This window comes from Azospirillum sp. B510, assembly GCF_000010725.1.
In the GTDB taxonomy this organism is placed as follows: domain Bacteria; phylum Pseudomonadota; class Alphaproteobacteria; order Azospirillales; family Azospirillaceae; genus Azospirillum; species Azospirillum lipoferum_B.
Genome location: NC_013858.1, coordinates 577,356 through 601,429, shown reverse-complemented (window position 1 = coordinate 601,429; position 24,074 = coordinate 577,356). Strand labels below are relative to the sequence as shown.

The following is a 24,074-nucleotide window of genomic DNA, read 5'->3' as shown; positions in this document are numbered from 1 at the left end:
GGTCACGCCGTGGCCTCCTCCAGCCGGCGGACGAGGCGGTCGATGCCGGCGTCCATGCCGAACTCCGCGCGCAGCCGGCCATAGGCGGCGTCGGCTAGCCGCAGGCGCAGCGCCGGGTCGGTGGCGAGCCGTTCCAGCGCCGTGGCGATGGCGCCGGGGCTGCCGTCGGTCAGCAGGCCTTGGGTGCCGTCGGCGATGAATTCGGGGATGGCCGAGACGGCGGTGGACAGGATGGCGAGGCGCTGGCTCGCCGCCTCCATCAGGACATTCGGCAGGCCGTCGCGGTCGCCGTCGCCGGCCACCACGCTGGTCAGCACGAACAGGTCGGCGTGGCGCAGCGCCGCGACCACCGTCGCCTGATCCTGGGCGCCGCGCCACTCGATGCGGTCCGACAGGCCGAGCCGCTCGGCCTGGGCGCGCAGGGCCTGCTTGAGGTCGCCGGAGCCGATATGGACCAGCCGCCACCACAGGCCGTCCGGCAGCAGCGCCAGCGCGTCGAGCAGCCGGTCATAGCCCTTCTTCTCGACCAGCCGACCGACCGACAGGATTTCCACCGCGCGCTCGGGGGCGGAACCATCGCGGGCGGCGCCATCGCTCCGGTCCGGCGGGGCGGGGAAGCGGGAAAGGTCGAGGCCGTGATAGACGAGGTCGATGCGCGCCGGATCGGCGGCGAGCGCGCGCAGATGCGCCGCCCCCACCGCGGTGCAGGTGACGCCGAAGCGGGCGTCGGCCAGCTTCTCGCGCTTCTCCCAGTCCGCCGTCGTCCAGATGTCCTTGGCATGGGCGGAAAAGCCCCAGCCGATGCCGCGGATCGCGGCGGCATAGCGCCCGACCGAGGCCGGGGTGTGCAGGAAATGGGCGTAGAGGACGGGCACGCCGGCCGGCAGCTCCGCCGCCAGGACCAGCGCCTGGCCGAAACGCCGTGCGCGGTTGGCGCTGCGGTCGCGGGCCAGGTCGCGCAGCCACGCCGCCGCCGTGCGCGCCAGACCGGCCGGATGGCGCAGGACCAGGCGGCCGAGGGCGCGCAGGACGCGGCCCGGCTCGTCGCGCAGATATTCCGGCAGGTAATGGACCGGGGCGGTGATGCGGTCATGCAGGGCGTGGCGGCGGCTGTCGGTCGGGTGGCGCAGCGACCAGATCGCCAGATCGACGCCGCGCTGTTGCAGGGCCAGCAGCTCCTGCGCGATGAAGGTTTCCGACAGGCGGGGGTAACCCTTCACCACCACGGCGATTTTCAAAGGCTTGCGAGTCAAGGTCTGTTTCAGGTTCCGTTTCGGCGGCGGGTTGGACACGGGGCGATCGCCCCGAGGCTGGACGGCGTCGCGCCGTCCGTTCCCCGGTCGATCATGCGCGCTTGCCGGCCATGGCGCGGGACAGCCGTTCCGCCGCCCGGCGGATCGGGGTGATCGGGCCGCGCCGTTCGGCGATCGGCGGCGCCGCCAGGACCTCGCGGGTCAGGTCGACGATGCGCTCCAACCCGCCGAGCAGACCGGGCAGCGGGCTGGCCGAGGGGGGCGGCTGGCTGGAGAGCGCGCGGATGGCGTCGGCCATCGCCCGCGGGTCGGCGCCGTCGCGGTCGCTGTCCAGCGTGCGCAGCAGGCCCAGGGTCTCCGCCGCCTCGGCGCGGATGCGCTGTTCCAGCCGCGGGCGGGTGCGCGGCGCCAGCACCGACGGCTTGTCGAAGGACAGGATCTCGCAGAAGGTGTTGTAGCCGCCCATCGCCACCACCCCGACCGCCCCGGCATAGAGATCCTCCATGCGGGAATGGAAGTTGATGGTTTCCACCCTGCCCTTCAGCCGGCGGATGCGGGCGGCGAATTCCTGGCGGCGGGCATCCTCCAGGAAGGGGCCGTAGACGATCAGGGCGCCGGGGGACAGGTCCGGATCGGATTCATAGGCGGCGATGGTCCAGTCGACCAGCGCCGCCCCGTCGCCGCCGCCGCCGGGCGTCACCAGCACATAGGGGGCCGGCATGAGGCCGTCCGCCGCCTGGACGGCGCCGCCGCCCTCCGTCGGCTCGCGCCGCAGATAGCCGGTGTAGCGCACCCGCGCCGCGACCTCCGCCGGCAGGTCGAGACCGTCGAGCGGGCGGTAGACCTCCGGCAGGCCGTAGATCCAGAGCTGGTCGTAATAGCGCTCGATGGCGGCCACCGCCTCCTTGCGCTCCCATTCCGGCTGCAACGCCTCCGGCGCGTCGAGCACGTCGCGCAGGCCGAGCACGACGCGGGTGTTGCCGGATGCCCGCATCTCCTCCAGCGCCGGCAGGAATTCGCCGTGCAGGCCGGTCGCCTCCTTGTCGACGATGGCCAGCGTCGGGCGGAAGGCGCGGGTGGTGGCGCGGATGATCTCCGCCCGGATGGCGGTGGTCTCCTCGATCGGCAGGCCGAGGTTGCGGGCGGTGTAGCCGCCGTCCGGCAGCTTCACCACGCCGGGCAGCCGCACATGGTCGACCCGTTCGGGGAAGTCGAAGCGGCCGGCGACCGGCGAGCCGGTGAGGATCAGCGCCGAGGCGTCGGGAAAGGCGGAGACCAGGGCCTGGGCGATCGTCCGCGACCGCCGCAGATGGCCGAGCCCGAAGGTGTCGTGGCTGTAGAGCAGGATGCGCGGCGGCGTCCGGTCGGGATGAAGGGACCGAAGGGTCGGCTGTGGCTGGTGCATGATCGGACACTCCGCTTCAGCAATGCTTCGGAACCGAAAATCCGTCGCGGAACGGATCACTGTGCCTGCGTTGAAAACCGGTTGGTTGCGGGAACCGGCGGGGTCGCTGGTGGTTGCGGGGTCGTCCGGGCGCCGGCGGTGACGCTCCAGCCCGAACAAAACCCCTCACATGGATTTCGCCGCGCATCAAGCCGACTTCCGGCCAGGAAGCGGCAAAGCCGTCTATGCGCTGTGATATATGAGTAACGAGAGCGCCGCAAGGCTTGCCGCCCGCCCTGGGCAGAAGGTCAGTCGCCATGGGGATCAGTCGCCATGATAGGGATCCAGGGCGTCGCGCAGGCCGTCGCCGAAGAAGTTGAAGGACAAGACTACCAGGATCACCGGCAGCATCGGCAATGACACCCAGGGATAGGTTTCCACCGCCATCAAATTCTGGGCGTCGTTCAGCATCACCCCCCAGCTGGTCGCCGGCGGACGCAGTCCCAGCCCGAGGAAGGACAGCGCCGTCTCGCCCAGGATCATCGCCGGAATCGACAGGGTGGCGCTGGCCAGCAGATGGCTGGCGAAGTTGGGCAGCAGATGGCGGCGGATGATGCGCGCCGGGCTGGCCCCCATCAGCTCCGCCGCCATGACGAAATCCTCCTCGCGCAGCGCCAGGAAGCGCGAGCGCACGGCGCGGGCCAGCGACGGCCAGTCCAGCAGGCCGAGGATGACCGAGATGCACAGGAACACCGTCACCGGGCTCCATTGCGCCGGCACCGCGGCGGACAGCGCCAGCCACAGCGGCAGCTCCGGAAGGGATTTCAGGATCTCCGACAGGCGTTGCACCCCGGCATCGACCCAGCCGCCGAAATAGCCGGCCATGCCGCCCAGCGTGATGCCGATGGAGAAGGACACCGCGATGCCGAGCAGCCCGACGGTCAGCGACAGCTGGGCGCCGATGGCCAGCCGCGACAGCATGTCACGGCCCAGACGGTCGGTGCCCAGCAGATGCAGCGACGCCCCCGGCGGCGGACAGGCCAGCCGGAGCCGCGACTCCACCAGACCGAGGAAGCGGTAGGGCGCGCCGGGGCAGAGGAAGCGCAGCGGCATCGGCCGGCTCTCGTCCGTCTCGTAGCGCCAGCGATAGTCCTTCAGGTCGGGATTGCCGGTGGTCGGATAGACGAAGGGACCGACGAAGCGGCCCTGGTGGAACAGGTGGATGCCCTGCGGCGGGGCGTAGAGATGCTCGACGTCGCGCTCGTTGGCGCCGTAGGGGGCGAGGAAATCGACGAAGGGCAGGCTGAGATAGGACAGCCCCAGGAACAGCGCCCCCAGCACCGCCAGCCGGTGGCGCAGGAAGCGCCGCAGCATCAGCCGCCCGGCCGAGGCGTGGGCGTCGAAACGGGTCGCCGGGGCGTCCGGCGCCTCCGGATCGGGATAGGGCCGGCTGTCGACGTAATGATCCCAGTCGCCCTTCATGCTCCCGCCCTTCACGCTCCCGTTCTTCATGGCCGGGTCCTTCATGAGTGCGCCTTCCGTCCCTTGCCGAGCCGGATGCGCGGATCGAGCAGGGCGAGCGCCACGTCGGACACCAGCATGCCGATCAGCACCAGCAGCGAGATGAACATCAGGATGAAGCCGGACAGGAAGATGTCCTGCGCCCGCAGCGCCTCCAGCAGCGCCGGGCCGATCGTCGGCAGGCTGAGCACGACGGAGATCAGCACCGACCCCGACACCAGCGAGGGCAGCAGCGAGCCGATGTCGGAGACGAAGGGGTTCAGCGCCATGCGCAGCGGATAGCGGGTCAGCCGGCGCAGCGGCGGCACCCCCTTGGCCTTGGCGGTGACGACATAGGGCTTGCCCAGCTCGTCCAGCAGGTTGGCGCGCAGGCGCCGCACCATGGCGGCGGTGCCGGACAGGCCGATGACGATGGTCGGGACGATCAGATGCTGGAGGATCGAGCCGACCTTGGCCCAGCTCAACGGCTGGTTCTCGTAGCGGGCGTCGACCAGCCCGCCGATCGGCAGGCCGAGCCATTTCTGGCCGTAATAGAGCAGGATCAGCGCCAGCAGGAAATTCGGCGTCGCCAGCCCGATATAGCCGACGGCGGCGGCGAGGTAATCGACCCAGCTGTTGGCGCGGATCGCCGCCAGCGCCCCCAGCGGGAAGGAGACCAGATAGACGAACAGCACGGCGGCGAGGTTGAGGATGACGGTGAACCACAGCGTCTCGCCCACCACCTCGGCCACCGGCTTGTTGAACTCGAAGGACCAGCCGAAATCGCCCTGCAACAGGCCGCGGAAGCCGTTCGGCCCCGGCCAGACGCCGATCCAGATCGCGTACTGCTCCGGCAGCGGGCGGTCGAGCGCGTATTCGCGGCGCAGGAACTCGGCCTTGGCCAGACCGGCCTCCTGGCCGGTGGCGCGCAGCTCGGCGATCTGGTTGGACAGGTAATCGCCGGGCGGCAGGTTGATGACGAGGAAGATCAGCATCGACACCACGACCAGCGTCGGCACCATCACCAGCAGCCGGTGCAGGATGAAGCGCAGCATGACCGTCAGTTCTCCCGGCGGTGGATGCCGCCCGGCTCGGGATCGGCCGGGCGGGCGTCGGCGAAATAGAACTCGTCGGGCCTGTAGACCCCGAGATAGGCGCCGGGATCCCACAGCCACAGCCCCTTGTCGGGGACGTTGCGCAGGCGGTTGGCGACGGCGATCGGTTGCGGCGTCTTCGACACCACGCCGATGGCGAAGAGCTGGTCGGCATGGATGTCGAGCAGCGCCGACCACAGGGCGCGGCGCTCGGTCTCGTCGGTGGTGTGGCGCCAGCGCCGGGCGAGATCCATCAGCTCCTGCGGGACCGGCATGTCGATGGGCTCGCCGGCGCCGCCGGAGGTCTGGTAATATTGGCCCCATTTCGGCCAGCTGAAATTCTCCTGGGTCATCGGCGCCAGCTCCTCCGGGCTGCTGTCGGGACCGGGGACGCCGTTGTCCCAGCCGCCCCACACCGCCATCATCGTCTGGCCGGCATAGACCCGGTTGCGCAGCACGTCGCGGTCGACCGTGCGCATCAAAAGCCGGACGCCGATGTCGCGCCAGGTCTCGGCGATGATCTGAAGGGCATCGGAAATCTCCGGCTTCTCGCCCGCGGTCTCGACGATCACCTCCAGCGGGCGGCCGTCCGGCAGGTCGCGGTACAGCTCGCCGCGCTTGCGCTTCAGCCCGATCTCGTCGAGCAGGGCCGCGGCCTGTTGGGGATCATAGCCGGTCCATACCCCGTTGCGCTCCGGCTTGTAGAGCGGGCTGTGCGGCAGAACGTCGACCCCGCTCTCCTGCGCCAGCCCGAAGAACAGCGAGCGGTTGACGATGCGGCGGTCGATGCCCATCGACAGGGCGCGGCGGAAGCGCACGTCGCGCAGCAGCCGGCGCCAGACCGGATCATTGTAGTTCAGGTTGGGGTAGAGCGCTATTTCCGCCGCCTTGCCTTCCGGCCACAGCAGGGTGCGGTAGCCGCCATCCTGTTCGCCCGCCACCAGCACCGGCACCTGGGAGAAGGTCAGCCCCTCGGCCTGGAGATCGGCCTTGCCGGTGGCGACCTGGGCCGGGATCAGCCCGCCGGCCATCACCGTCACGTCCAGCCCGTCGGCGTAGGGCAGCTGCATGCCGCGGCTGTCGAAGCGGTGGTAATAGGGGTTGCGCTGGAACAGCAGATGGTTGCCGCTGCCCTTCGACACCGCCATCCAGGGCTGGAGCGTCGGCTGGTCCGGATTCTCCATCCGGAACATGTCGTCGAGCGCGTTGTGCAGGGCCGCCCAGTTGCGAACCTTGTATCTGGCGATCAGCGGCGCCATCTCGGCCTCGCCGGTGTAGCGGGCGTGGAAGCGCTTCAGGTAATGGGCCGGGCGGTAGATGAAGGGCGGCCGGGCGGCGGCGAGCGCCGGCAGGAAATAGGGGTTCGGCTCCTCCCAGCGGAAGCGGGCGGTCACCGCGTCGGGGAAGCTGACCTGCGGCGGCTTTCCGTCGACCAGCATGAAGCGCGGCGGCCCCGACGGCGACAGCATCGGGTTGTTGGCGATGTCCTCCCACCAATAGCGGATGTCGTCGCTGGTGAAGGGGGCGCCGTCGGACCAGCGATGGCCGGCGCGCAGGGTCAGGGTGAAGTCGCGGCCGTCGATGACCGTGACATCCTTCAGGATGTCGGGGACGATCTCGCGCCTGGCGGTGTAGCCGACCAGCCGGGCATAGCCATAGAGCACGGCGACGCGGCTGTTGCGCCGTTGGGTGATGAAGGTGCGGATCCAGCCGCCGGAGCGGCCGGGGTCGCGGCCCTTGGCCTCCAGATCGACGATCAGCGGCTCGTCCGGCATGCGCTGGCGCACCGGCGGGATGAGGCCGTAGCGCACCTGATCCGCCAGCATCGCCGGATCCTGCGGATTGAAGGCGGCGGCGGGGGTGGCGAGGAGGAGGGCGACGACTGCGGCCCACTTCCCGCTTGGTCGGGGCGGGAGAAGGCGATTCAGCTGCGGTATGGGAAAGCGCCTGCTCATGCCGCCCGCCTCACGAAGTGACCCGGCGCCGCCTCCACCAGCGGCGGCGGGGCGCCGTCGGCGGCGGGGCGGAAGGCTTCGGGCCACAGGTCGGGACGGCCGGCGCCCAAGGCCACGGTGGCGACGTCGATCGGACGGTCGACGTCCGGCTCCGGCGAGGCGGCGATCAGCGCGCGGGTGTAGGGGTGCAGCGGGGCGGAGAACAGGATGGCGGGCGGCGCCTCCTCCATCACCCGGCCGGCGCGCATCACGGCGACGCGGTCGGCCAGCCGCGCCACCACCGCCAGATCATGCGAGATGAACATCAGGCTGAGGCCGAGCCGCCGCTTGATCGATTCCAGCAGTTCCAGCACCTGCGCCTGGACCGAGACGTCGAGCGCCGAGGTCGGCTCGTCGCAGATCAGCAGTTGCGGGTCGAGCGCCAGCGCGCGGGCGATGCCGATGCGCTGGCGCTGGCCGCCGGAGAAGGCGTGCGGATAGCGGCTGGCCCAGGCGGGGTCGAGCCCGACCCGCGCCATCAGCGCCCGCACCCGCTCGCGCCCCTCGCCACGGCCGCAGACGCCATGGATCGCCAGCGGCTCGGCGATGATCTCGCCGACACTCATGCGCGGACTGAGGGAGGCGTAGGGATCCTGGAACACCATCTGGGCATTGCGGCGGTAGGCGGTCAGCTCCGCCCCGGCGGCGGACAGGAGGTCGAGCGGCGGTTGCCCGGCGGACGGGCGGAACAGCAGGCGGCCACCGGGATCCGGCCGCTCCGCCAGCATGGCCAGCCGCGCCAGCGTCGTCTTGCCTGATCCTGACTCGCCGACGATGGCCAGCGTCTCTCCCCGGCCGACGCGGAGATCGACGCCGTCCAGCGCGCGGATGCGGACGTTTCCCCGTTCATAGCTCTTGGCGACGCCGTGGAATTCCAGGATGGCGTCATGCGCGCCCTCTGGCACATCCTCCGCCGGCGGCACGCGGACCATGGCGGGGATGGAGGGGGCGGCGGCCATCAGCTTGCGGGTGTAGCCGTGCAGCGGTTGGCCGAGCACATCGGCGCAGCAGCCGGATTCCATCACCCGTCCCGCCCGCATCACCACCACGGCGTCCGCCATGTTGGCGACCACGCCCAGGTCATGGGTGACCAGCAGCACCGCCATGCCGGTCTCGGCCTGCAACTCCTTGATCAGGGCCAGCACCTGGGCCTGAAGTGTGACGTCGAGCGCCGTGGTCGGCTCGTCGGCGATCAGCAATCGCGGGCGGGCGACCATCGCCATGGCGATCATCGCGCGCTGGCGCAGGCCGCCGGAAAGCTGGAACGGATAGGAGCGGAAGGCGCGCATCGGGTCGGGGAATCCCACCCGCTCGAACATCGCGAGGCAGCGGTCGCGGGCACCGCCGCGGGTGCAGGCGCCGTGCAGCCGCAGCACCTCCATCGTCTGGTCGCCGATGGTGTGGAGCGGCGACAACGCGCTCATCGGTTCCTGGAAGATCATGGCGATGCGGCTGCCGCGGATGTCGCGCAGGCCCGACGGCGGCAGGCGCAGCAGGTCGACCGCCTCGCCTTCCTGGCCGAAGCGGATGGAGCCGCCGGTGACCGAGGCCCCGCGCGGCAGGATGCCGAGGATGCTGCGGCAGGTCAGCGTCTTGCCCGAGCCGGATTCGCCGACCAGGGCCACGCTCCGCCCCGCCCCGACGGAGAAGCCGACGCCGTCGACCACCGGGCGGGGGGCGTTGCGGAAGCGGATCGTCAGGCCATCGACCGTCAGCATCGGTGCGTCTCCAGCCTCATCGCTCCTTGCCTCACCCCTCACCCTTCCCAAGCTCCGCTTGGGCCCCTTCCCTCTCCCGGGGCGGGAGAGGGATTTGGGTCGCGGGCGTCGCGCCGGACGGCGCCTCGCTGGTCAGGCGCTTGCCGATCTGCCGGATCACCCGCATCGGCAGGTCCGGCGTCGAGGAGAGCTGGCGCATCATGGTCGCTCCGTCCAGCCGCAGCAGACGCACGTCGCTGCGAGCCCGGAAGCTGGAGAAACGCCGCACGCCGGCCAGCAGTTCCAGTTCGCCGATCACCTCCGGCGGCTTGATGTAGGCGATGTGCAGCGGCGGCTGGCCGTCGGGCATCAGCCGCACCTGCTCCCCCTCCCCCTCCGCCAGGACGAAGACGTAATCCGACTGCTCGCCGCTGCGGTAGATGAAGTCGCCGGCCGCCACCGTGCGCCAGTCCGACGCGCTCAGCAGGCGGCGCAGAACCATTTCCGGCAGGTCGGAGAAGACCGGGGAGCGCGACAGCAGGCGCAGCGCCGGCTCGTCCATCCCCTCCGCCTCGCCGGGCATGGTGTCCTCGTCATGGTCGGCGCCGTGCTGGCCGCGCCGGACCAGCCGGCCGTCCTCCAGGTCGTAGAGCGCGTCGAAGGCCGGATCGTCGGTGATCCGCTCCTCCAGCACGATCATCGTCATGGTCGGCAGCAGCTCCTTCATGCTGCGGAAGATGCGCAGCCGCTCCTCCGGGTCGTAGCTGTTGAGCGCCTGGTAGATGACGAAGATGTCGGGCTTCTTCATCAGCCCGCGGATCAGCTGGACCCGCTGGCGCACGCTGATCGGCAGCAGCGAGCCGCCGATGCCGACCTCGCCCAGCGCCACCAGGATCAGCACGAAGGCGCGGGCGTCGGTGCGTTCCAGCGCCTCGTCGACCAGGGCGCGGAGCTGGGTGATGGCGCGCGGATCCTCGGTGGTGATGCGGCCGAACAGCAGATTGTCCATCACGTTCAGGCGCGGGTGGTAGAGGTCGGGATGGAAGACGGCGACCTTGTCGCGCAGCTCGTGCGGCATGTCGTCGAGCAGGCGGTGGCGGATCGCCATGATCGCCTCGCGCTCGGCCGGGGGCACGAAGCCCATGCCGTCGCGCTTGGGCACGATCATCAGGAACATGGTGGCGAACAGCAGCGTATCCGCCTCCTGGTGGCGGCGCTGCGGCCGTTCGGAGCGGCGCTTCAGCCGCGTCACCGCCTCGACCAGCTCCTCGAACAGGGCGTCGTCGATGTGCGGGTAGCGCATGATCATGACGTCGCCGTCGGCGCTGTCGCGGTAGACCGCCACCACCCGCATGGCGAAGCGGCGGCCGAGGCGCACGGCGGAGTCCCACAGCCCGTGCGTCTCCATCAGGTCGCGGATGGTGGGGTTGCAGACCATGCGGGCGACGGTCAGCCGCTTGCCGTCGGGCAGGCCCGCCAGCATGTTCTCGGCAAGGCTGGCATAGGGGTTGAACTGGTCGCGTTCGAAGCGGGCCAGCAGCGCGTCCATGCCGCGTTCGCTGATCGCGTCGCGCAGCCAGTGGCGGGCGCGCAGCAGCGGCTGGGCGACGAAGGGATAATCGTCGGGGTCGAACACCTCGCGCAGGCCGCGCTGGTAGACGGCGGCCTCGCCGCCGGTGGCGGCCAGGCATTGCATGAACCAGGGGCGCAGGCTGGTCCAGTCGGTGGCGCCGATCATGGCGAAATCGGTCCAGATCCCGTCCATGCTGTCGGCCGAGTTGCCGGACGCCTCGGCCTCGACGATCTCGCGCCGGCGGGCGGGGGACATGGTTTCCGGATCGTCGGCCGGCGGGCGGTGGCGCAGGCCGTAGGTCATGTTCTGCATCATGCTGCCGGTGAACATGCGCGGCTCCGGCCCGGCATAGGCCATGCGGCGGCCGAGCAGCTCCAGCGGCAGCTCGTCCAGCGGGCGGTCGCCGATGGCGATGCGGCCGGAGGTCGGCGGCGACAGCCGCACCAGCACCTCGGCCAGACGGCGCAGCGCCAGCGCGTTGGTGCCGGCGATGCCGACCAGGGCGCCGGGCGCCACCTCCAGCGACAGGCGTTGCAGCATGCGGTCGCCATATTCGTTGGCCCAGGTCACCGCCTCCAGCCGCAGAGGCGCCTTGAGGTCGGCGGGCGTGGCGGGCGACGGCGGGGTCCAGTCGAACAGGAAGGGGGGAGAGAACTGCTCGGCGATCTGCTCGTACTTGATCTGGGCGTCGATCATGTTCTGGTAATAGTCGAGCAGCTCCTTCCAGGGCGCCGTCAGATCCTTGAAGGCGGACAGCGCCGCCACCAGCGCGCCGATGGTCATGTCGCCGTCGAGCACCAGATAGCCGCCGATGGAGAACAGGAAGAAGGGCGTGATCTGGTTGATGAAGTTGTTCAAGAACTTGACGAAATACTTGCGCTTGTAGATCTCCAGCCTGATCCAGTAGATGCTGCCGAGATATTGGGAGAAGTCCGCCAGGACATAGCGCACGGTACCGTTGACGCGGACCTCGCGGATGTTCTCCACACTTTCGCCGATACGTTCGGAGAGTTGACGGACCTTGCGCACCCGATCCTTGCCCAGCAGCTTTACCTTCAGCTGGAGCTTCGGGATGATGTAGGCCTGCACCGGGATGAGGGCGACCGACACCAGCCCGATGGTCGGCTGCTGGATGAACAGGAACAGCAGGATGGTCACCATCGTGCCGCCCTGGTAGAGCGGCTGGGCGAAGGCGTCGCCGATGAAGCCGGCCAGCGGCTCGGTCTCCGCCGCGACGGTGGAGATCAGCTCCCCCTGGCTGACCTTGGAGAAATGCGGCAGCGGGAAGCGCAGCATGCGGTCGAGCAGCATGAAGCGCAGCCGCCGCACCTGCCGTTCGCCGACCACCCCCTTCAGGGTGTTGATCCGCATCTTGAAGGCGCCGTTGGCGAGCACCAGCGCCAGGAAGGTGAAGCACAGCACCAGCAGATAGGTCACCGGCCCCATCGGGACACCCAGCAGCTGGCGGATCGGCTGGGGATCGGACAAGGCCCGGTTGATGATGACCTTCGGCAGCTCCAGCGAGGCGTAGAGCACCGGAAAGGAGGCGACCGTCAGCAGGGCGAGCAGGATCTGCTGGCGTCCGCTGTACTTCCAAATGAACTGAAACAGATTGCGGTCCATCAACGGCCTTCAGCGTCGCGGCCGGCGGCGGCCGCAGTGATTGGGCGGGTCGCTTGTCGGGATGCCGGCATCGGCGCCGGCCCCGCGCTCAGGCCTCCACCCTCCAGGCATGGTAAGGCCAGCGGTCGTCGGCCGGAAGATCGAGCGGGGTCCAGTTGGGACGCCGCAACGGCCGGTCGGACAGGACGACGCCGCCGGGCAACATCAGCGCATCGATCAACGGCGCCAGCCACGCCGCCTGTTCGGCGTCATGGTTGCGGTCGGTGCTGCCGAAATCGGCATGGGCCAGCCGGGCGCAGCGGCCGAAGCGCTCCGCCGCCGCCGGCATGGTCTGCTGGAAGTCGCCGACGAACAGCCTATCCTCGTCCGGGGTCAGTTCCGGCGGCACGCGGACCCACATGTCGAAGACCAGGATGTCGCGCGGCGGGAACAGGTGGCGCAGATGGTCGAAGGTGCGGCCCTTGCCCAGTCCCACCTCCAGCACCATGCCGTTGCGGCCGGCGACGGCGCGCTCCGCCCAGGCCAGCGCGTCGCGCTGCACCGTCATCCGGTCGATCATCCGGTCGAGCAGGGACCGGCCTTCCGCCTTGCCCATTCGCTCGGCCATTCGTTCGGCCATGCGTTCGGCCATGCGTTCGGCCATGCGTTCGCCACCACCAGCATCGGCCGCCATCGGCCCCTCCCCTGCGATTCCAAGGATCGGCACGCCGCAGTGTGAGAGGCCGCGCGCATGCCGTCGAGATAAAACGTCGCGTGGTCGGGGCCGGCGGGTGGACCCTGCCCGGCTTACGGGCGTTGCGGGTCGAAGCGTTTCGCCAGCCCCTGCCAGCATCGGTAATAATCGTGCTGAAGGTCGGCGGTTTCCAGTGCGTGCCGTGTCGGGCGGATCACCGCGCGCGTTTCGACCATGAAGGCCATGGTGTCGGCGACCCGCTGCGGCCGGCTGGTGTCGGCGGCGGTCGCCCTGGCGAAGGTCTCGGCATCGGGGCCGTGGCCGCTCATGCAATTGTGCAAGCTGGCGCCGCCGGGCAGGAACCCCTCCTCCTTGGCGTCATAGACGCCGTGGATCAGGCCCATGAATTCGCTGGCGACGTTGCGGTGGAACCAGGGCGGGCGGAAGCTGTCCTCCTGCACCAGCCAGCGCGGCGGGAAGATGACGAAGTCGATGGCGTCGACGCCGGGGGTGTCGCTGGGCGCGTGCAGCACCAGGAAGATCGACGGGTCGGGATGATCGAAGCTGATCGAACCGATGGTGTTGAAGCGGCGCAGGTCGTATTTGCAGGGCGCGTGCGTGCCGTGCCAGGCCACCACGTCCAGCGGCGAATGGCCGATGCGGGCGCGCCACAGGGCGCCGTCGAACTTCGCCACCAGCTCGAACGCGCCTTCGACATCCTCGTACCAGGCGTTCGGCGTCAGGAAATCGCGGGGGTTGGCCAGCCCGTTGGAGCCGATGGGACCGAGATCGGGCAGGCGGAAGGGCGCGCCGAAATTCTCGCAGACATAGCCGCGCGCGGCGCCGTCCGGCAGCTCGACCCGGAAGCGGATGCCGCGCGGGACGAGGGCGATCTCCTGCGGTTCGACCTCCAGCACGCCAAGCTCGGTGAACAGGCGCAGGCGTCCCTGCTGCGGCACGATCAGCAGCTCGCCGTCGGCGTCATAGAAGAAGCGGCCTTCCATCGACCGGTTGGCGGCGTAGAGATGGATGCCGCAGCCGGTCTGCGCCTGCGGCCCGCCGTTGCCGCCCATGGTGACGAGGCCGGCGACGAAGTCGGTGGGGGCGTCCGGCATCGGCGGCGGATTCCAGCGCAGCTGCGTCGGCGGGGCCGGCACCTCGTCGAAACGGCTGGTCAGCCGGCCGGGCGCCATCGGCTGGAACGGCTCATGAATCACCGCCGGGCGGATGCGGTACAGCCAGGAGCGGCGGTTGTGCGCGCGGGGCGCCGTGAAGGCGGTGCCGCTGATCTGCTCGGCATAGAGGCCGTAGGGCGGGCGCTGGGGCGAGTTGCGGCCGACCGGCAGGGCGCCTGGCAGCGCCTCCGTCGCGAACTCGTTGCCGAAGCCGGACTGGTAGGTGAAGGCGGGGGATGTCATGCGGTCTTCTCCCATATCCGGTGCGAGGCGGCCGGCCGGGGCGCCGGGCGCAACCATTCGCCGCTCATATAGTTTCCATTGAAACTAAATTCCAGGGGAAAATGGGGGAGTGGTCGCGGTGGCCCCCTTCCCTCCTCAGTTCATCGCGCGGTCGGGCAGATCCAGGATGAAGTCGCCGCCCTCGTCATAGCCGGCGGTGCGGATCACGCCATATTGCGGGGTCTGCGGCGCCTCGCTGGTCACGTCCTGCCGGACCTGCTGGTAAAGGCTGTAGCCGCTGCTGTCCTTCGGCAGGGCCTGCACCCGTTTCTTCAGCGCCACCGCGAAGGGCGAATTCACCTCGCCGTCGGCGACCGGCTCGTCGCCGCCGGACGACAGGGCCATGACCGAGCGTCGTTGCCGGATGTCCGTCTCGTTGGCGAGGCGGCTGGCGTCGACCTTCTGTTCCTTGGTGAAGGCGCCGGAATAGCAGCTGTCCGACACCACCATCACATGCTTGGCCGGCATGCGGCTGAGGAAGCGGCCGATGTCGTTGTTCGACACCCAGTTGCGGGCGCTGGTCGTCTCGGCATCGGCCGGCAGCCAATAGCCGGTGCCGGTCTCCGCCAGCTCATAGCCGTGGCCGGCGTAATAGACCATCACCTGATCCTGTTCGCCGACCTCGCGGCCGAGTTTGCGCAGCGCCTCGCCGATCTGCGCCTTGGTCGGGTTGCGCAGCATCCGCGTCTCATAGCCGAGATGGGCGTTCAGCGCGCCGGACACCGCCTTGACGTCGGCGTCGGGGGTGGCGAGCGCCGGGATGGCGCCGTCGCGGTAGCTCTCCACCGCGATCATCAGGGCGATCTTGCGCGGCTTGGGCGGGGCGGCCTGATCGGGGGCGGCGCTCGCGGTGTCGATGGCGATGCGCTTCTCGGTCGTCCTGCCCGCCTCGTCGGTCATGGTCAGGGTGGCTTCGGTCGCCCCCGGCTCCACCGGGATGCTGGTGCGGAACTGGCCCTGCTCGTCGATGAAGACCCAGCGGCCGTTGACCCGCGCCTCGGCCAGATTGGCGCTGTCGGCGACGATGCCGCGCAGGGTCATGGTGCCGCCGCGGGTACGGCCGCCGCGCGCCTGTTGCAGGCTGGGCGGCGCCGACGAGGGGTCGGGCCGGGCGAACATGTCCGCCGCCGCCGGATCGGCCACCAGCTGGCGGATCGCGCCGGCGAAGGCCTGGGTGCGCTGTTCGCGCTCCACCCGCTGCACCATGGCGAGGTAGGTGCGGGCGACCCCCGGCGGCAGGTTGGCCTGGGTCACCGTCGCGCGCACCTGGGCGTAGCCGCCGGGCCGGCCCTCCGCGCTGTTTTGCAGGATGCCGCCGATGCGCACGGCCACCGGATCGTTGCTGGCGGTCAGCCCGCCGATCAGGGTCGGAACGGGAACGATGGCCAGCGCCGCCCGCTGTTCGGGCAGCGAGAGGGGGCCGGTCGCAAGGGTTGCCACCGCCTGGACCATGCCGCCGCCGCCGGCCGCCTGGATCAGCGAATTGGCCGCCGCCTGGACCTGGGGAGCCGCGAGAAGCTGCGGACCCGGCTGCCATAGGGTCGCGCCGGAACTGTAGGCCTCCGTCGCTTGCGCCGTGAAGCTGACGGAGCGGCCGGACGGCAGCATGACCGTCGCCGGGGCTGGTGGCGGCGGTGGCGGCGGCGGTGAGGTCGGGCCGGTGGCGGTGTTGGTCGAGGCCGTCGCGGCGGTGGTCGTATTGGTGACCGCCGTATCCGTGGCGGTTGTCGGAGTGGCCGCGATCTGCGCCACCCTTTGCAGCACCTGCGCCGCGCCGCTCGCCGCGGAGGGTTGGCCGCCCGCCGTGGTGCCGGTCGTGTTCGTTCCGTCGCCTGCCCCGCTGCCGGCCCCGGTCGTCGCCGATGTCGTGGAGGACGTCGCGGGGGGGATGGTCGGGACGTCCGTCGACGGCACCACCACCGGCGGCGGCGGAGGTGGCGGCGGAGGTGGCGGCGGAGGTGGCGGCGGAGGTGGCGGCGGAGGTGGTGGCGGCGGTGGCGGCGGCGAGGTCGGGACATCCGTCGGCACCACCACCGGCGGTGGCGGTGGCGGTGGAGGTGGAGGTGGAGGTGGAGGTGGAGGTGGAGGAGGTGGTGGCGGCGGCGGAGGTGGTGGCGGCGGTGGCGGCGGTGGCGGTGACGGAGGTGTGCTACTGACCACCACGTCGCCATTGGTGTAGAGCGCGGTAGCGAGCTTGCCAGTGCCAGCCGTTCCGTCCAGGGTGACCAGCCCGGCGCTCGCGGTGATGCGGATTTTGTCGCTGGTGAAGGCTTCCAGGCCGATACCGGCGACCTCGTCGGAGGTGGAGGATGTGCCGGCCTTGCCGGTGATGGTGATGCCGCCGGGCGAAGAGACCTCCGCCGTGCCCTGGATCCTGACTCCCCAGGCGCTCTCCGCGTTCGCCGTGCTGGCGTCGCCGGTCATCGTGATCGCGGTTGCGGCGGTGGAGCTGGAGCGGATGATCGGCCCGCCATTGGTTCCGGAGCTGAGCATCAGGCCGGCATTGCTGCCGTTCGTGGACGCCGACTTGCCGATGATGGCGATCGTTCCGTTGCCGGAGGAGAGGGTCGAGGTTCCGTCGATCGTGACGCCGCTCGCGACGCTGAGGCCGCCGCTCGGCGAGTCGGGGCCCTCGCCGCGAATGGAGATGGCGCCGCCGGAGGAGGTGAGCGTGCTGTTGTTGAGTCTCACGCCAGACAGGTAGTTGAAATCGCCTTTGGCCGCCGTCTGGGTCGGATCGTTGCCGCCGCCGAGCGTGATGGCGCCGCCGGAGGTCGAGATGGTGCTGTCGGACAGGGTGATGCTGCCGACCTGCTGGAAGACGTTGCTGTTCAGCTTCACCGCCGTCCCGCTGGTCGTGATTTGGGCTTGCGTCAGGGACACCCCCGCGGCGGCCCTCAGCATCACATCGCCGCGGGAGGTCAGGCTGGCGCCGGTGCCGGGGCTGCTCCCGGTGCCGGCGCCGACGTCCAGCAGGAGATTGCCGCCGGACTCGATGATGAGCGGGGCGGCTCCATTGCGCAGGGTCACGCCGTTCAGCGCGATGTCGCCGCTGGAATTGAGGGTGGGCTGGATGGTGATGTCGCCGTCGCCCAGCACCGAGATGCCGGAGAGGCTGTCCATGGTGAGGGCATAGTTCTTCTGGGTGCGGCTTTCGCCGCTGCCTTCCTGCACGGTCATGGCGACCGCGCCGCCGGTGGTCTGCAACACCGAGTCGGACATCACCACGCCGTTGTTGCCGCCGTAATTCAGGCCCCGTCCGCCTGTCCCGTTCAGGGTGATGGAGCCGGTCGTCGTTTCCAGGCGGCTGTCGGTCAGCGTGATACCGTGGTTGCCTTCGACGTTATTCTCTCCGCCCGTCCCGTTGATGGTGATGGCGCCGGCCCCCGTCCTGACGATGGCATTGTTGATCGCCACGCCCACCCGGTTGGCTTCGGGCGAGTAATCCCCGTAAAGCCCGATCGCCGGGGCCTTCGTCGGGTCGGAACCGCCGCCGACGATGAGGGCGCCGCCGTTGGTGTTGATGGACAGGGGCCCGCTTTCGCTCCGTCCGATCACCTGGACCATCCCCTTGCTGCTGGAGTTGGTGGCGGAGTTGGTGGCGGAATTCAGCGTCAGGTTCAGGGCCCCCGCACTGGAGGTGATGTCATTGTTGATGAAGATGTTGCGATAGGCCAGCAGGGTCAGCGAGGCATCGCCCCCCGCCGTTTTCCGGATGGCCTGGTTGACGGTGATGTCGCCGTCATCCCCGCCGCTCTTGCTGGTTTCCAGCCTGACGCTGGTTCCGCCATTGAGCGTGGCCTGGATGGTGTCGGCGGTGATGGTGCCGCCCGACGCCGCCACCGTGATGTTGGACGGGTCGAGCAGCCAGGAGCCGCCTTTACCCCCGCCCTGCCCCGCCCCGGCGTCCACGCTGCCGCGCACCCGCAGCGTCAGCTTGCCCGAGGTTTCGACGAAGCCGCCGCCGGATGCGCCGTCCGCGCCGGGCGAGCCGCCGTGGTCGGAGATGGCGCGGTCGGAGATGGCGCGGGCGGAGATGGCGCCGTCGAAGCGGGTGTCGCCGTCGGCCCAGACGACGACCTTCCCTCCCCTGCCGGTCCGGGTGGCGTCGGCGGCGATGACGGCCCCCTGCGCCACCTGTGTTTCGCTGGAGGGCGGCACCGGCTTGCGCGCCGGCCGGATGCCGTAGCCGGCCAGCGTGGCGGCCGATGCCGTGCCGCCCCGCACGTCACCGCCGATCAGCACCTCCCCGCCCCCGGCGGTGCCGGAGGCGTCGACGCGCGCGGTGGCGGTCAGCGCCGTGCGGGTGCCCGACACCGTCACCGAGCCGCCGGTCTGGCCGGCGCCGCTTCCGGTGAGGGTTCCGGTGGCGTCCAGGCTGCCGGAAATCTCGACATCGCCGCCGTCGCCCAGCAGGACGATGTCGCCGCCCTGCTGTTCCACCCGGCGGGCCTGGATCGTGCCGGACATGTTGACGACGCGGTCGACCAGCCCCTTGGCGGCGCTTGCCGTCATCTGAACCCGGCCGCCGTCGGCGAAGATCCGGCCGCTGTTGCTGACCAGGGCATCGACCGGCTTGCCGTCGGCGCCGACCGGCCGCGCGTCGGTCTTGGCGTCCACCGCGATGTTGATCTTCTGGTCGCCGAACAGGTCGACGACGAAGCGCCGGCCGGATGCCAGCGTCACCTCGCCCATGCGGGCCTGGATGGTGCCGCGGTTGGCGACGCCGGGGGCGACCAGGGCCGCCAGCCCGGCCTGCGCCACGGTGATGGCGCCCTCATTCTCCACCGTCGCGGTGGAGCCGGGGCGGCCTTCGAAGCTGTAGCGGCCGGCCATGAAGTCGTCGTTGCGGATGTCATGGGTGGTGGCGACCAGCCCGCCGACATCGACGCGGGCGTTCGGCCCGAACAGGATGCCGTTGGGGTTGACCAGCCAGACCTGGCCGTTGGCGGTCAGCCGCCCCATGATCGCCGACGGGTCGGGGCCGGTGACGCGGTTGAGCGTGATGGAGCCGGCATCGGGCTGCTGGAAATTGGTGTGTTCGCTCTCGGCGATGCCGAAGCGCCGCCAGTCGATCACCGCCTTGGATGTCGATTGGACGATGTCGAGCCGGCCCGGAGCGCTGGATTGGATGGCGGCGCTGCCGTCGGTGACCACGCCGCCCGCGGGGTTGGCCAGCGCCGGGCTGGGCAGGGGGGCCGCAAGCATGGCGGTGAGGATCGCCAGCCTTGCCGCCCCGGCCAATGCCGTGCTGTGGCGCAGCGCCGACCGACGCGACGCTCCGTCCCACCGGACCGCCGCCCCGCCGAACACACCCGATCCGTTCATCGCCGGTCCAATCCCCCCAGACACCTCCCGATCCGGCGGTCCGATCCGGCGGGGAGGTGATGCGCTGTAAAAAACAAGGAATGGATGGCATTTTAGCAATCCGGAGAGGGTACGGAAATCCTGAAATGGTGACGGATTGTTTCGCATCGGCAATCCGGGGGGCAATCCGGGGGGCGATCCGGCGGCAATCCGGGGCGCGTCGCCTGTCGCCACGGAAGCGTTACCGGTAACGGAAGGGCGGAGGAAGCGTTACCGGTAACGCTTGGAGCGGTACAGGAAACCCCTATTTCCATGGCGCAGGTGCCGTCTTTGCCCTTTCGAGCCGCCGGCCGATCCGCTAATAAGAGGGCCATCAAGACGACTGGCACGCGATGCAGGGGGAACAGATGGCCGATCCGACCGCCGTCGCCACAAGGAAATCCGCGGGCAAATCAGCCGGTAAATCAGAGGGTGGGCGAACGGCCCGGAATGCCGGAAGTCCGGTAAAGAGCGCGGCGCCGAAACCCGCGCGCTGGGTGGTGTACAGCGCGCCGAAGGGTGGCACCGGCAAGACCACGAGCTGCAAGAACACCGCCGTGGCCGCGGCCAAGGATGGCATGCGGGTGGCGACGCTGGATTTCGACCCGCAGCGCACGCTGGGCCAGTGGCACGAGCTGCGCCGTCCACATGACGTGGCCGCCATCGACCATTACGAGGGAACGCTGGACGACATCGAGGCGGCGCTGGACCAAATCGACCCTGCCCGCTACGACGTGGTCTTCGTCGATACGCCGCCGTCGGTGGAGCTGTATCCGGAGGCGACCAAGATCCTGCTGCGCCGCGCCGATCTGGTGCTGGTGCCGACCGGGGTCGGGCGGTTCGACAAGATGAGCGTCATCCCCTGGATGGAGTTCCTGCGCGATTATGGCCGTCCCGCCGCCTTCCTGCTGAACCGGGTCAAGCGCCGGTCGGTCAGCCTGCGCGAGGCCAAGCTGGAGCTGGGCCGCGTCGGCCGGCTGGTGCCGCACGAGGTGCCGGACATCGAGGACATGCACCGGGTGGACGATATCGGCTGTTCCATCGTCGATGTCGGTGCGGTGAACGGCGCCGACGAATGCCTGGGCGCCTGGTATTTCGTCCGGCACGAGCTGGGGCTCTGAACATGGTCAACGTCAAGTCCTTCATGAAGAAGGTGGCGGAGCAGGGCAAGGCTGCTCCCGCCGCCCAACCCGTCGGTCAGGCCGCCAGCCAGCCGGCCAGCCCGTCAAGCGTTGCGTCTACCCCCGCGCGCGCCGGCTCGGCCGTGGCGCCGTCCAAGGCCGACCGCCGGGCGTCCGACATCAGCGACGCCATCGTGCCCTGCCACACCCGGCAGGAATTCGCGCAGGAGATCCGCTATCACTGGAACCGCAGCCGCAAGGAGTTCCTGTCGATCGGCCGCTATCTCAACCGGGCCAAGGACATCCTGCCGCATGGCGAGTTCGAGGCGATGATCGAGAGCGACATGCCCTTCTCGGTCGAGACCGCCTTCCGCTTCCGCGCGGTGGCGGAGGCGGTGGACACCGGCCGGCTGTCGTTGGAGGTGCTGCCGGGGGCGGAAAGCGTCGCCTACCAGATCGTCACCATGACGCCGGACGAGCTGGAGCGGGCCAAGGCCCAGGGGCTGATCCGCCCCGACGTGACCCGCCGCCAACTGATCGATTTCAAGCGCTCGCTGCGGCCGCCGAAGGATGTGACGCCGACCGACCGGCGCCGTCAGCTCTTGGCGGAATACAGCCGGCTGCGCGCCCGCATGGCGGAAATCCGCGACGAGCTGCGGCGCGACCATGGCATCGACCCGGAGCAGGACGGGGATGGCCGCACGGGCGGCTTGGGCCGTGGCTTGAGCCGTGGCGGCGTCACCATCGACGTCGAGGCGGAGGATGTCGGACCGGAAGACGGCAACGGCTAAGGCGCTGGGAGCCGTTTCGGCGCCGGCTTTCAGTGGCTGGCTTTCAGCGATCGTGCGATGGGTAGGACGCCGTGCCGCCAGTGCTGCGGCGGGACGGCGAACCGCCGCCGAGCAGGCTGGTCAGCGCGTGGAAGTCGCGTTGGAAGTTGGTGAGGAAGTCGCCATCGTCGCCGCGCGCTGCGCGGGCGGGCGAGCTGCCGACGGCATGGCTTCCGCCGGTGGCGCGGATGCGCCGGTCCGGCGCCTGCGGCTTGCGCTGCGGCGTCACCGCCGGTGGCGGCGGGGGCTCGGCCAGGGCGGTGGCGTCCGGCGCGCTGGCGAAGGCGTCGCCGCAAAGGCCACGGTCGGCCGCCTGCCGCAAATGGTCCGAATCCAGAAGCCAGCAGTCGAAGGCGCCGGTTTTCGGCGGCGGCTCCGCCGCCGCGGGCGCGGGGAGGGGCCAGAGGAGGACCAAGAGGAGGGGCAGGGCCGTCCTCACCGCTCCGATCCCGAGTCCCGTCCTGTGTTCGCCCGGCATTCTCCGTTCCCTTTCGCCGCCGCATATTCCCCGACAGATAAACGCAACGGCCCGCCTCTTCGTCCACGCGCAATAGGGGCGGACGTTGGAATAAGCGGTACCTCTTCAGGGCTGCGGCGTTGTCGCCCTCGCGGGCCGGCGCCCTTGTCAGGCGGGCGGGTTGATGGGACAGTTCGCCCCCTGTTTCACCCGCAAGATTGGACGGCGACGCCGGCGACATGGCCGATTTCAACTGGAATGACCTGCGTTTCTTCCTGGCGGTGGCCCGTGCCGGCACGCTGACCACGGCGGCCCAGCGGCTGCGCGCCGACCACAGCACGGTCAGCCGCCGGATCACGGCGCTGGAGGATGCGCTGCGCGTCACCCTGTTCGAACGCCGACCCAGCGGCTTCACCCTGACCCCGCAGGGGGAACGGCTGAAGCAGACCGCCGAGGTGATGGAGAGCGCCGCCTTCCTGGCCCAGGGCATGGTGGCGGACGGCGACCTGGCGCTTGCCGGCGCGGTGCGCATCGGGGCGCCGGACGGCTTCGGCAGCAGCTTCCTGGCGCCGCGCATCGGCGCCCTGTGCGAGCGTCATCCCGAGCTGGAGGTGCAGCTGGTCGCCATGCCGCGGGTCTTCAGCCTGTCCAAGCGCGAAGCCGACATCGCCATCAGCCTGTCGCGCCCGCAGGAGGGGCGGCTCTATGCGCGGAAACTGACCGACTACCGGCTGGGGCTGTACGGTACCAGGGCCTATCTGGAGGCGCGCCCGCCGATCCACGGCCGCGCCGATCTGCGCGGGCATTCCTTCATCGGCTATATCGACGACCTGATCTTCGCCCCCGAGCTGGACTATGTCGAAACCATCGGGGAGGTGGCGCCGCGCATCAAGAGCAGCAGCCTCGTCGCCCAGTTGAAGGCGACGCTGGCCGGCGCCGGCCTGTGCATGCTGCCGGCCTTCATCGCCCAGGGCGAGCCGGATCTGCTGCCGGTGCTGGCGGCGGAGGTGACGATCACCCGGTCCTTCTGGCTGATCGTGCATGAGGATCTGCGGTCGCTGGCGCGGATATCGATGACCGCCGACTACATCGCCGATCTGGTGCGGCGGGAGCAGGCGCTGTTCCTGCCCCCGCCGGCCAGTTGAGTCAGCCTTCGCCGCGCAGCATGCGGATGATGCCGGAGAAGTCGGTGCCGCCCTCTCCTTGCGCGTTCATCAGGGCGTAGAGCTGGGCGGCGGCGGCGCCCAGCGGGGTGGGGGCGCCGGCGCTCTGCGCCGCTTCCTGGGCCAGCTTCAGGTCCTTCAGCATCAATGCCGCCGCGAAACCCGGCTGGTAATCGCGGTTGGCCGGGCTGGCGGGAACCGGACCGGGGACCGGGCAATAGCTGGTCAGCGACCAGCATTGGCCCGACGAGGTGGACGACACGTCGAACAGCGCCTGATGCGACAGGCCGAGCTTCTCCGCCAGCACGAACGCCTCGCAGACGCCGATCATCGAGATGCCGAGGATCATGTTGTTGCAGATCTTCGCCGCCTGACCGGCACCGGCGCCGCCGCAATGGACGATCTTCTTGCCCATCGCTTCCAGGATCGGGCGGGCGCGGGCGAAGGCTTCCGTCCCGCCGCCGGCCATGAAGGTCAGCGTGCCGGCCGCCGCACCGCCGACGCCGCCCGAGACCGGCGCGTCGAGCGAGGCGGCGCCATGCTCCGCCGCCAGCGCGTGGGCCTTGCGGGCGGACTCCACGTCGATGGTGGAGCAGTCGATCAACAGGGCGCCCGGCTTCGCCACCGGCGCGATGTCGCCATGGACGCTCAGCACATGCTTGCCGCCCGGCAGCATGGTGATGACCACCTCCGTCGTCGCGGCGATGGCGGCGGGGCTTTCGCCGATGGCGACGCCGGCCGCCCTGGCCGCCTCGATGGCGGCGGGCGCGAGGTCGTAGCCGACCACCTGATGCCCCGCCTTCACGAGGTTCGCGGCCATCGGGCCGCCCATGTTGCCCAATCCGATGAAACCGATCACCGCCATCGTCGCGTCTCCCGTTGGTTTGGTTTTTATGAGGGGCTTCCCCT

Annotated in this window: 15 protein-coding genes; 3 read left to right on the top strand and 12 right to left on the bottom strand. The window is 70.1% G+C overall.

What is annotated here, in order from left to right; translation table 11 throughout:
* Positions 1 to 2: 2 nt before the first annotated feature.
* The 10 genes from AZL_RS29915 to AZL_RS33710 form a co-directional block, all read right to left on the bottom strand.
* Positions 3 to 1,253, bottom strand: coding sequence for a glycosyltransferase (locus AZL_RS29915; RefSeq protein WP_042446442.1), 1,251 nt, complete (start codon positions 1,251 to 1,253; stop codon positions 3 to 5).
* 91 nt (positions 1,254 to 1,344) lie between these two features.
* Positions 1,345 to 2,658 carry a glycosyltransferase family protein gene (locus tag AZL_RS29910; protein ID WP_012978123.1) on the bottom strand — a complete coding sequence of 438 codons (1,314 nt, stop codon included), beginning with the start codon at positions 2,656 to 2,658 and terminating at the stop codon, positions 1,345 to 1,347.
* Positions 2,659 to 2,961: 303 nt separating this feature from the next.
* Positions 2,962 to 4,149, bottom strand: coding sequence for an ABC transporter permease (locus AZL_RS29905; RefSeq protein WP_042446438.1), 1,188 nt, complete (start codon positions 4,147 to 4,149; stop codon positions 2,962 to 2,964).
* A gap of 11 nt (positions 4,150 to 4,160) precedes the next feature.
* On the bottom strand, positions 4,161 to 5,192 hold the full coding sequence (locus AZL_RS29900; RefSeq protein WP_012978121.1) for an ABC transporter permease: 1,032 nt from the start codon (positions 5,190 to 5,192) through the stop codon (positions 4,161 to 4,163).
* A gap of 5 nt (positions 5,193 to 5,197) precedes the next feature.
* Positions 5,198 to 7,057 carry an ABC transporter substrate-binding protein gene (locus AZL_RS29895; RefSeq protein WP_247894520.1) on the bottom strand — a complete coding sequence of 620 codons (1,860 nt, stop codon included), beginning with the start codon at positions 7,055 to 7,057 and terminating at the stop codon, positions 5,198 to 5,200.
* 125 nt (positions 7,058 to 7,182) lie between these two features.
* Complete coding sequence (locus AZL_RS29890; RefSeq protein WP_042446234.1) at positions 7,183 to 8,943, bottom strand: ABC transporter ATP-binding protein; 1,761 nt, start codon at positions 8,941 to 8,943, stop codon at positions 7,183 to 7,185.
* Positions 8,944 to 8,974: 31 nt separating this feature from the next.
* A complete protein-coding gene (locus tag AZL_RS29885; protein WP_012978118.1) occupies positions 8,975 to 12,118 on the bottom strand; it encodes an ABC transporter transmembrane domain-containing protein in 3,144 nt (1,047 codons plus the stop codon).
* A gap of 88 nt (positions 12,119 to 12,206) precedes the next feature.
* Positions 12,207 to 12,791, bottom strand: a complete 585-nt coding sequence (locus AZL_RS29880) for a class I SAM-dependent methyltransferase (RefSeq protein WP_247894519.1) — start codon at positions 12,789 to 12,791, stop codon at positions 12,207 to 12,209.
* A gap of 113 nt (positions 12,792 to 12,904) precedes the next feature.
* Positions 12,905 to 14,209, bottom strand: a complete 1,305-nt coding sequence (gene hmgA, locus AZL_RS29875; protein WP_086935498.1) for a homogentisate 1,2-dioxygenase — start codon at positions 14,207 to 14,209, stop codon at positions 12,905 to 12,907.
* Positions 14,210 to 14,344: 135 nt separating this feature from the next.
* A complete protein-coding gene (locus AZL_RS33710) occupies positions 14,345 to 19,576 on the bottom strand; it encodes a filamentous hemagglutinin N-terminal domain-containing protein (RefSeq protein ID WP_247894518.1) in 5,232 nt (1,743 codons plus the stop codon).
* A gap of 515 nt (positions 19,577 to 20,091) precedes the next feature.
* On the opposite strand from AZL_RS33710, the gene AZL_RS29865 reads away from it, so the two are divergent.
* Entirely contained in the window at positions 20,092 to 20,715 is a 624-nt protein-coding gene (locus tag AZL_RS29865; protein ID WP_042446232.1) for a ParA family protein, read from the top strand.
* A gap of 2 nt (positions 20,716 to 20,717) precedes the next feature.
* Positions 20,718 to 21,506: a DUF3102 domain-containing protein gene (locus tag AZL_RS29860; protein WP_148219733.1), complete on the top strand. Its 789-nt coding sequence runs from the start codon at positions 20,718 to 20,720 to the stop codon at positions 21,504 to 21,506.
* A gap of 43 nt (positions 21,507 to 21,549) precedes the next feature.
* Here the strand turns inward: AZL_RS29860 and AZL_RS29855 are convergent, their stop codons facing one another.
* Entirely contained in the window at positions 21,550 to 21,867 is a 318-nt protein-coding gene (locus AZL_RS29855) for a hypothetical protein (protein ID WP_148219732.1), read from the bottom strand.
* A 374-nt stretch (positions 21,868 to 22,241) separates the two neighbouring features.
* Between AZL_RS29855 and AZL_RS29850 the strand changes: the two genes are divergently transcribed.
* Entirely contained in the window at positions 22,242 to 23,147 is a 906-nt protein-coding gene (locus AZL_RS29850; RefSeq protein ID WP_012978111.1) for a LysR family transcriptional regulator, read from the top strand.
* A 1-nt stretch (position 23,148) separates the two neighbouring features.
* Here AZL_RS29850 and mmsB read toward each other — a convergent pair whose 3' ends face one another.
* Positions 23,149 to 24,030, bottom strand: a complete 882-nt coding sequence (gene mmsB / locus AZL_RS29845) for a 3-hydroxyisobutyrate dehydrogenase (protein ID WP_012978110.1) — start codon at positions 24,028 to 24,030, stop codon at positions 23,149 to 23,151.
* Positions 24,031 to 24,074: the final 44 nt, after the last annotated feature.

Excerpts from the sequence above, each read along its gene's own strand:
- AZL_RS29850 (WP_012978111.1), top strand. The coding sequence starts at position 22,242 with ATGGCCGATTTCAACTGGAATGACCTGCGTTTCTTCCTGGCGGTGGCC.
- AZL_RS29860 (WP_148219733.1), top strand. The coding sequence starts at position 20,718 with ATGGTCAACGTCAAGTCCTTCATGAAGAAGGTGGCGGAGCAGGGCAAG.
- AZL_RS29885 (WP_012978118.1), bottom strand. The coding sequence starts at position 12,118 with ATGGACCGCAATCTGTTTCAGTTCATTTGGAAGTACAGCGGACGCCAG.
- hmgA (WP_086935498.1), bottom strand. The coding sequence starts at position 14,209 with ATGACATCCCCCGCCTTCACCTACCAGTCCGGCTTCGGCAACGAGTTC.
- AZL_RS29880 (WP_247894519.1), bottom strand. The coding sequence starts at position 12,791 with ATGGCGGCCGATGCTGGTGGTGGCGAACGCATGGCCGAACGCATGGCC.
- AZL_RS29890 (WP_042446234.1), bottom strand. The coding sequence starts at position 8,943 with ATGCTGACGGTCGATGGCCTGACGATCCGCTTCCGCAACGCCCCCCGC.
- mmsB (WP_012978110.1), bottom strand. The coding sequence starts at position 24,030 with ATGGCGGTGATCGGTTTCATCGGATTGGGCAACATGGGCGGCCCGATG.
- AZL_RS29905 (WP_042446438.1), bottom strand. The coding sequence starts at position 4,149 with ATGAAGAACGGGAGCGTGAAGGGCGGGAGCATGAAGGGCGACTGGGAT.
- AZL_RS29895 (WP_247894520.1), bottom strand. The coding sequence starts at position 7,057 with ATGCTGGCGGATCAGGTGCGCTACGGCCTCATCCCGCCGGTGCGCCAG.
- AZL_RS33710 (WP_247894518.1), bottom strand. The coding sequence starts at position 19,576 with ATGAACGGATCGGGTGTGTTCGGCGGGGCGGCGGTCCGGTGGGACGGA.
- AZL_RS29910 (WP_012978123.1), bottom strand. The coding sequence starts at position 2,658 with ATGCACCAGCCACAGCCGACCCTTCGGTCCCTTCATCCCGACCGGACG.
- AZL_RS29900 (WP_012978121.1), bottom strand. The coding sequence starts at position 5,192 with ATGCTGCGCTTCATCCTGCACCGGCTGCTGGTGATGGTGCCGACGCTG.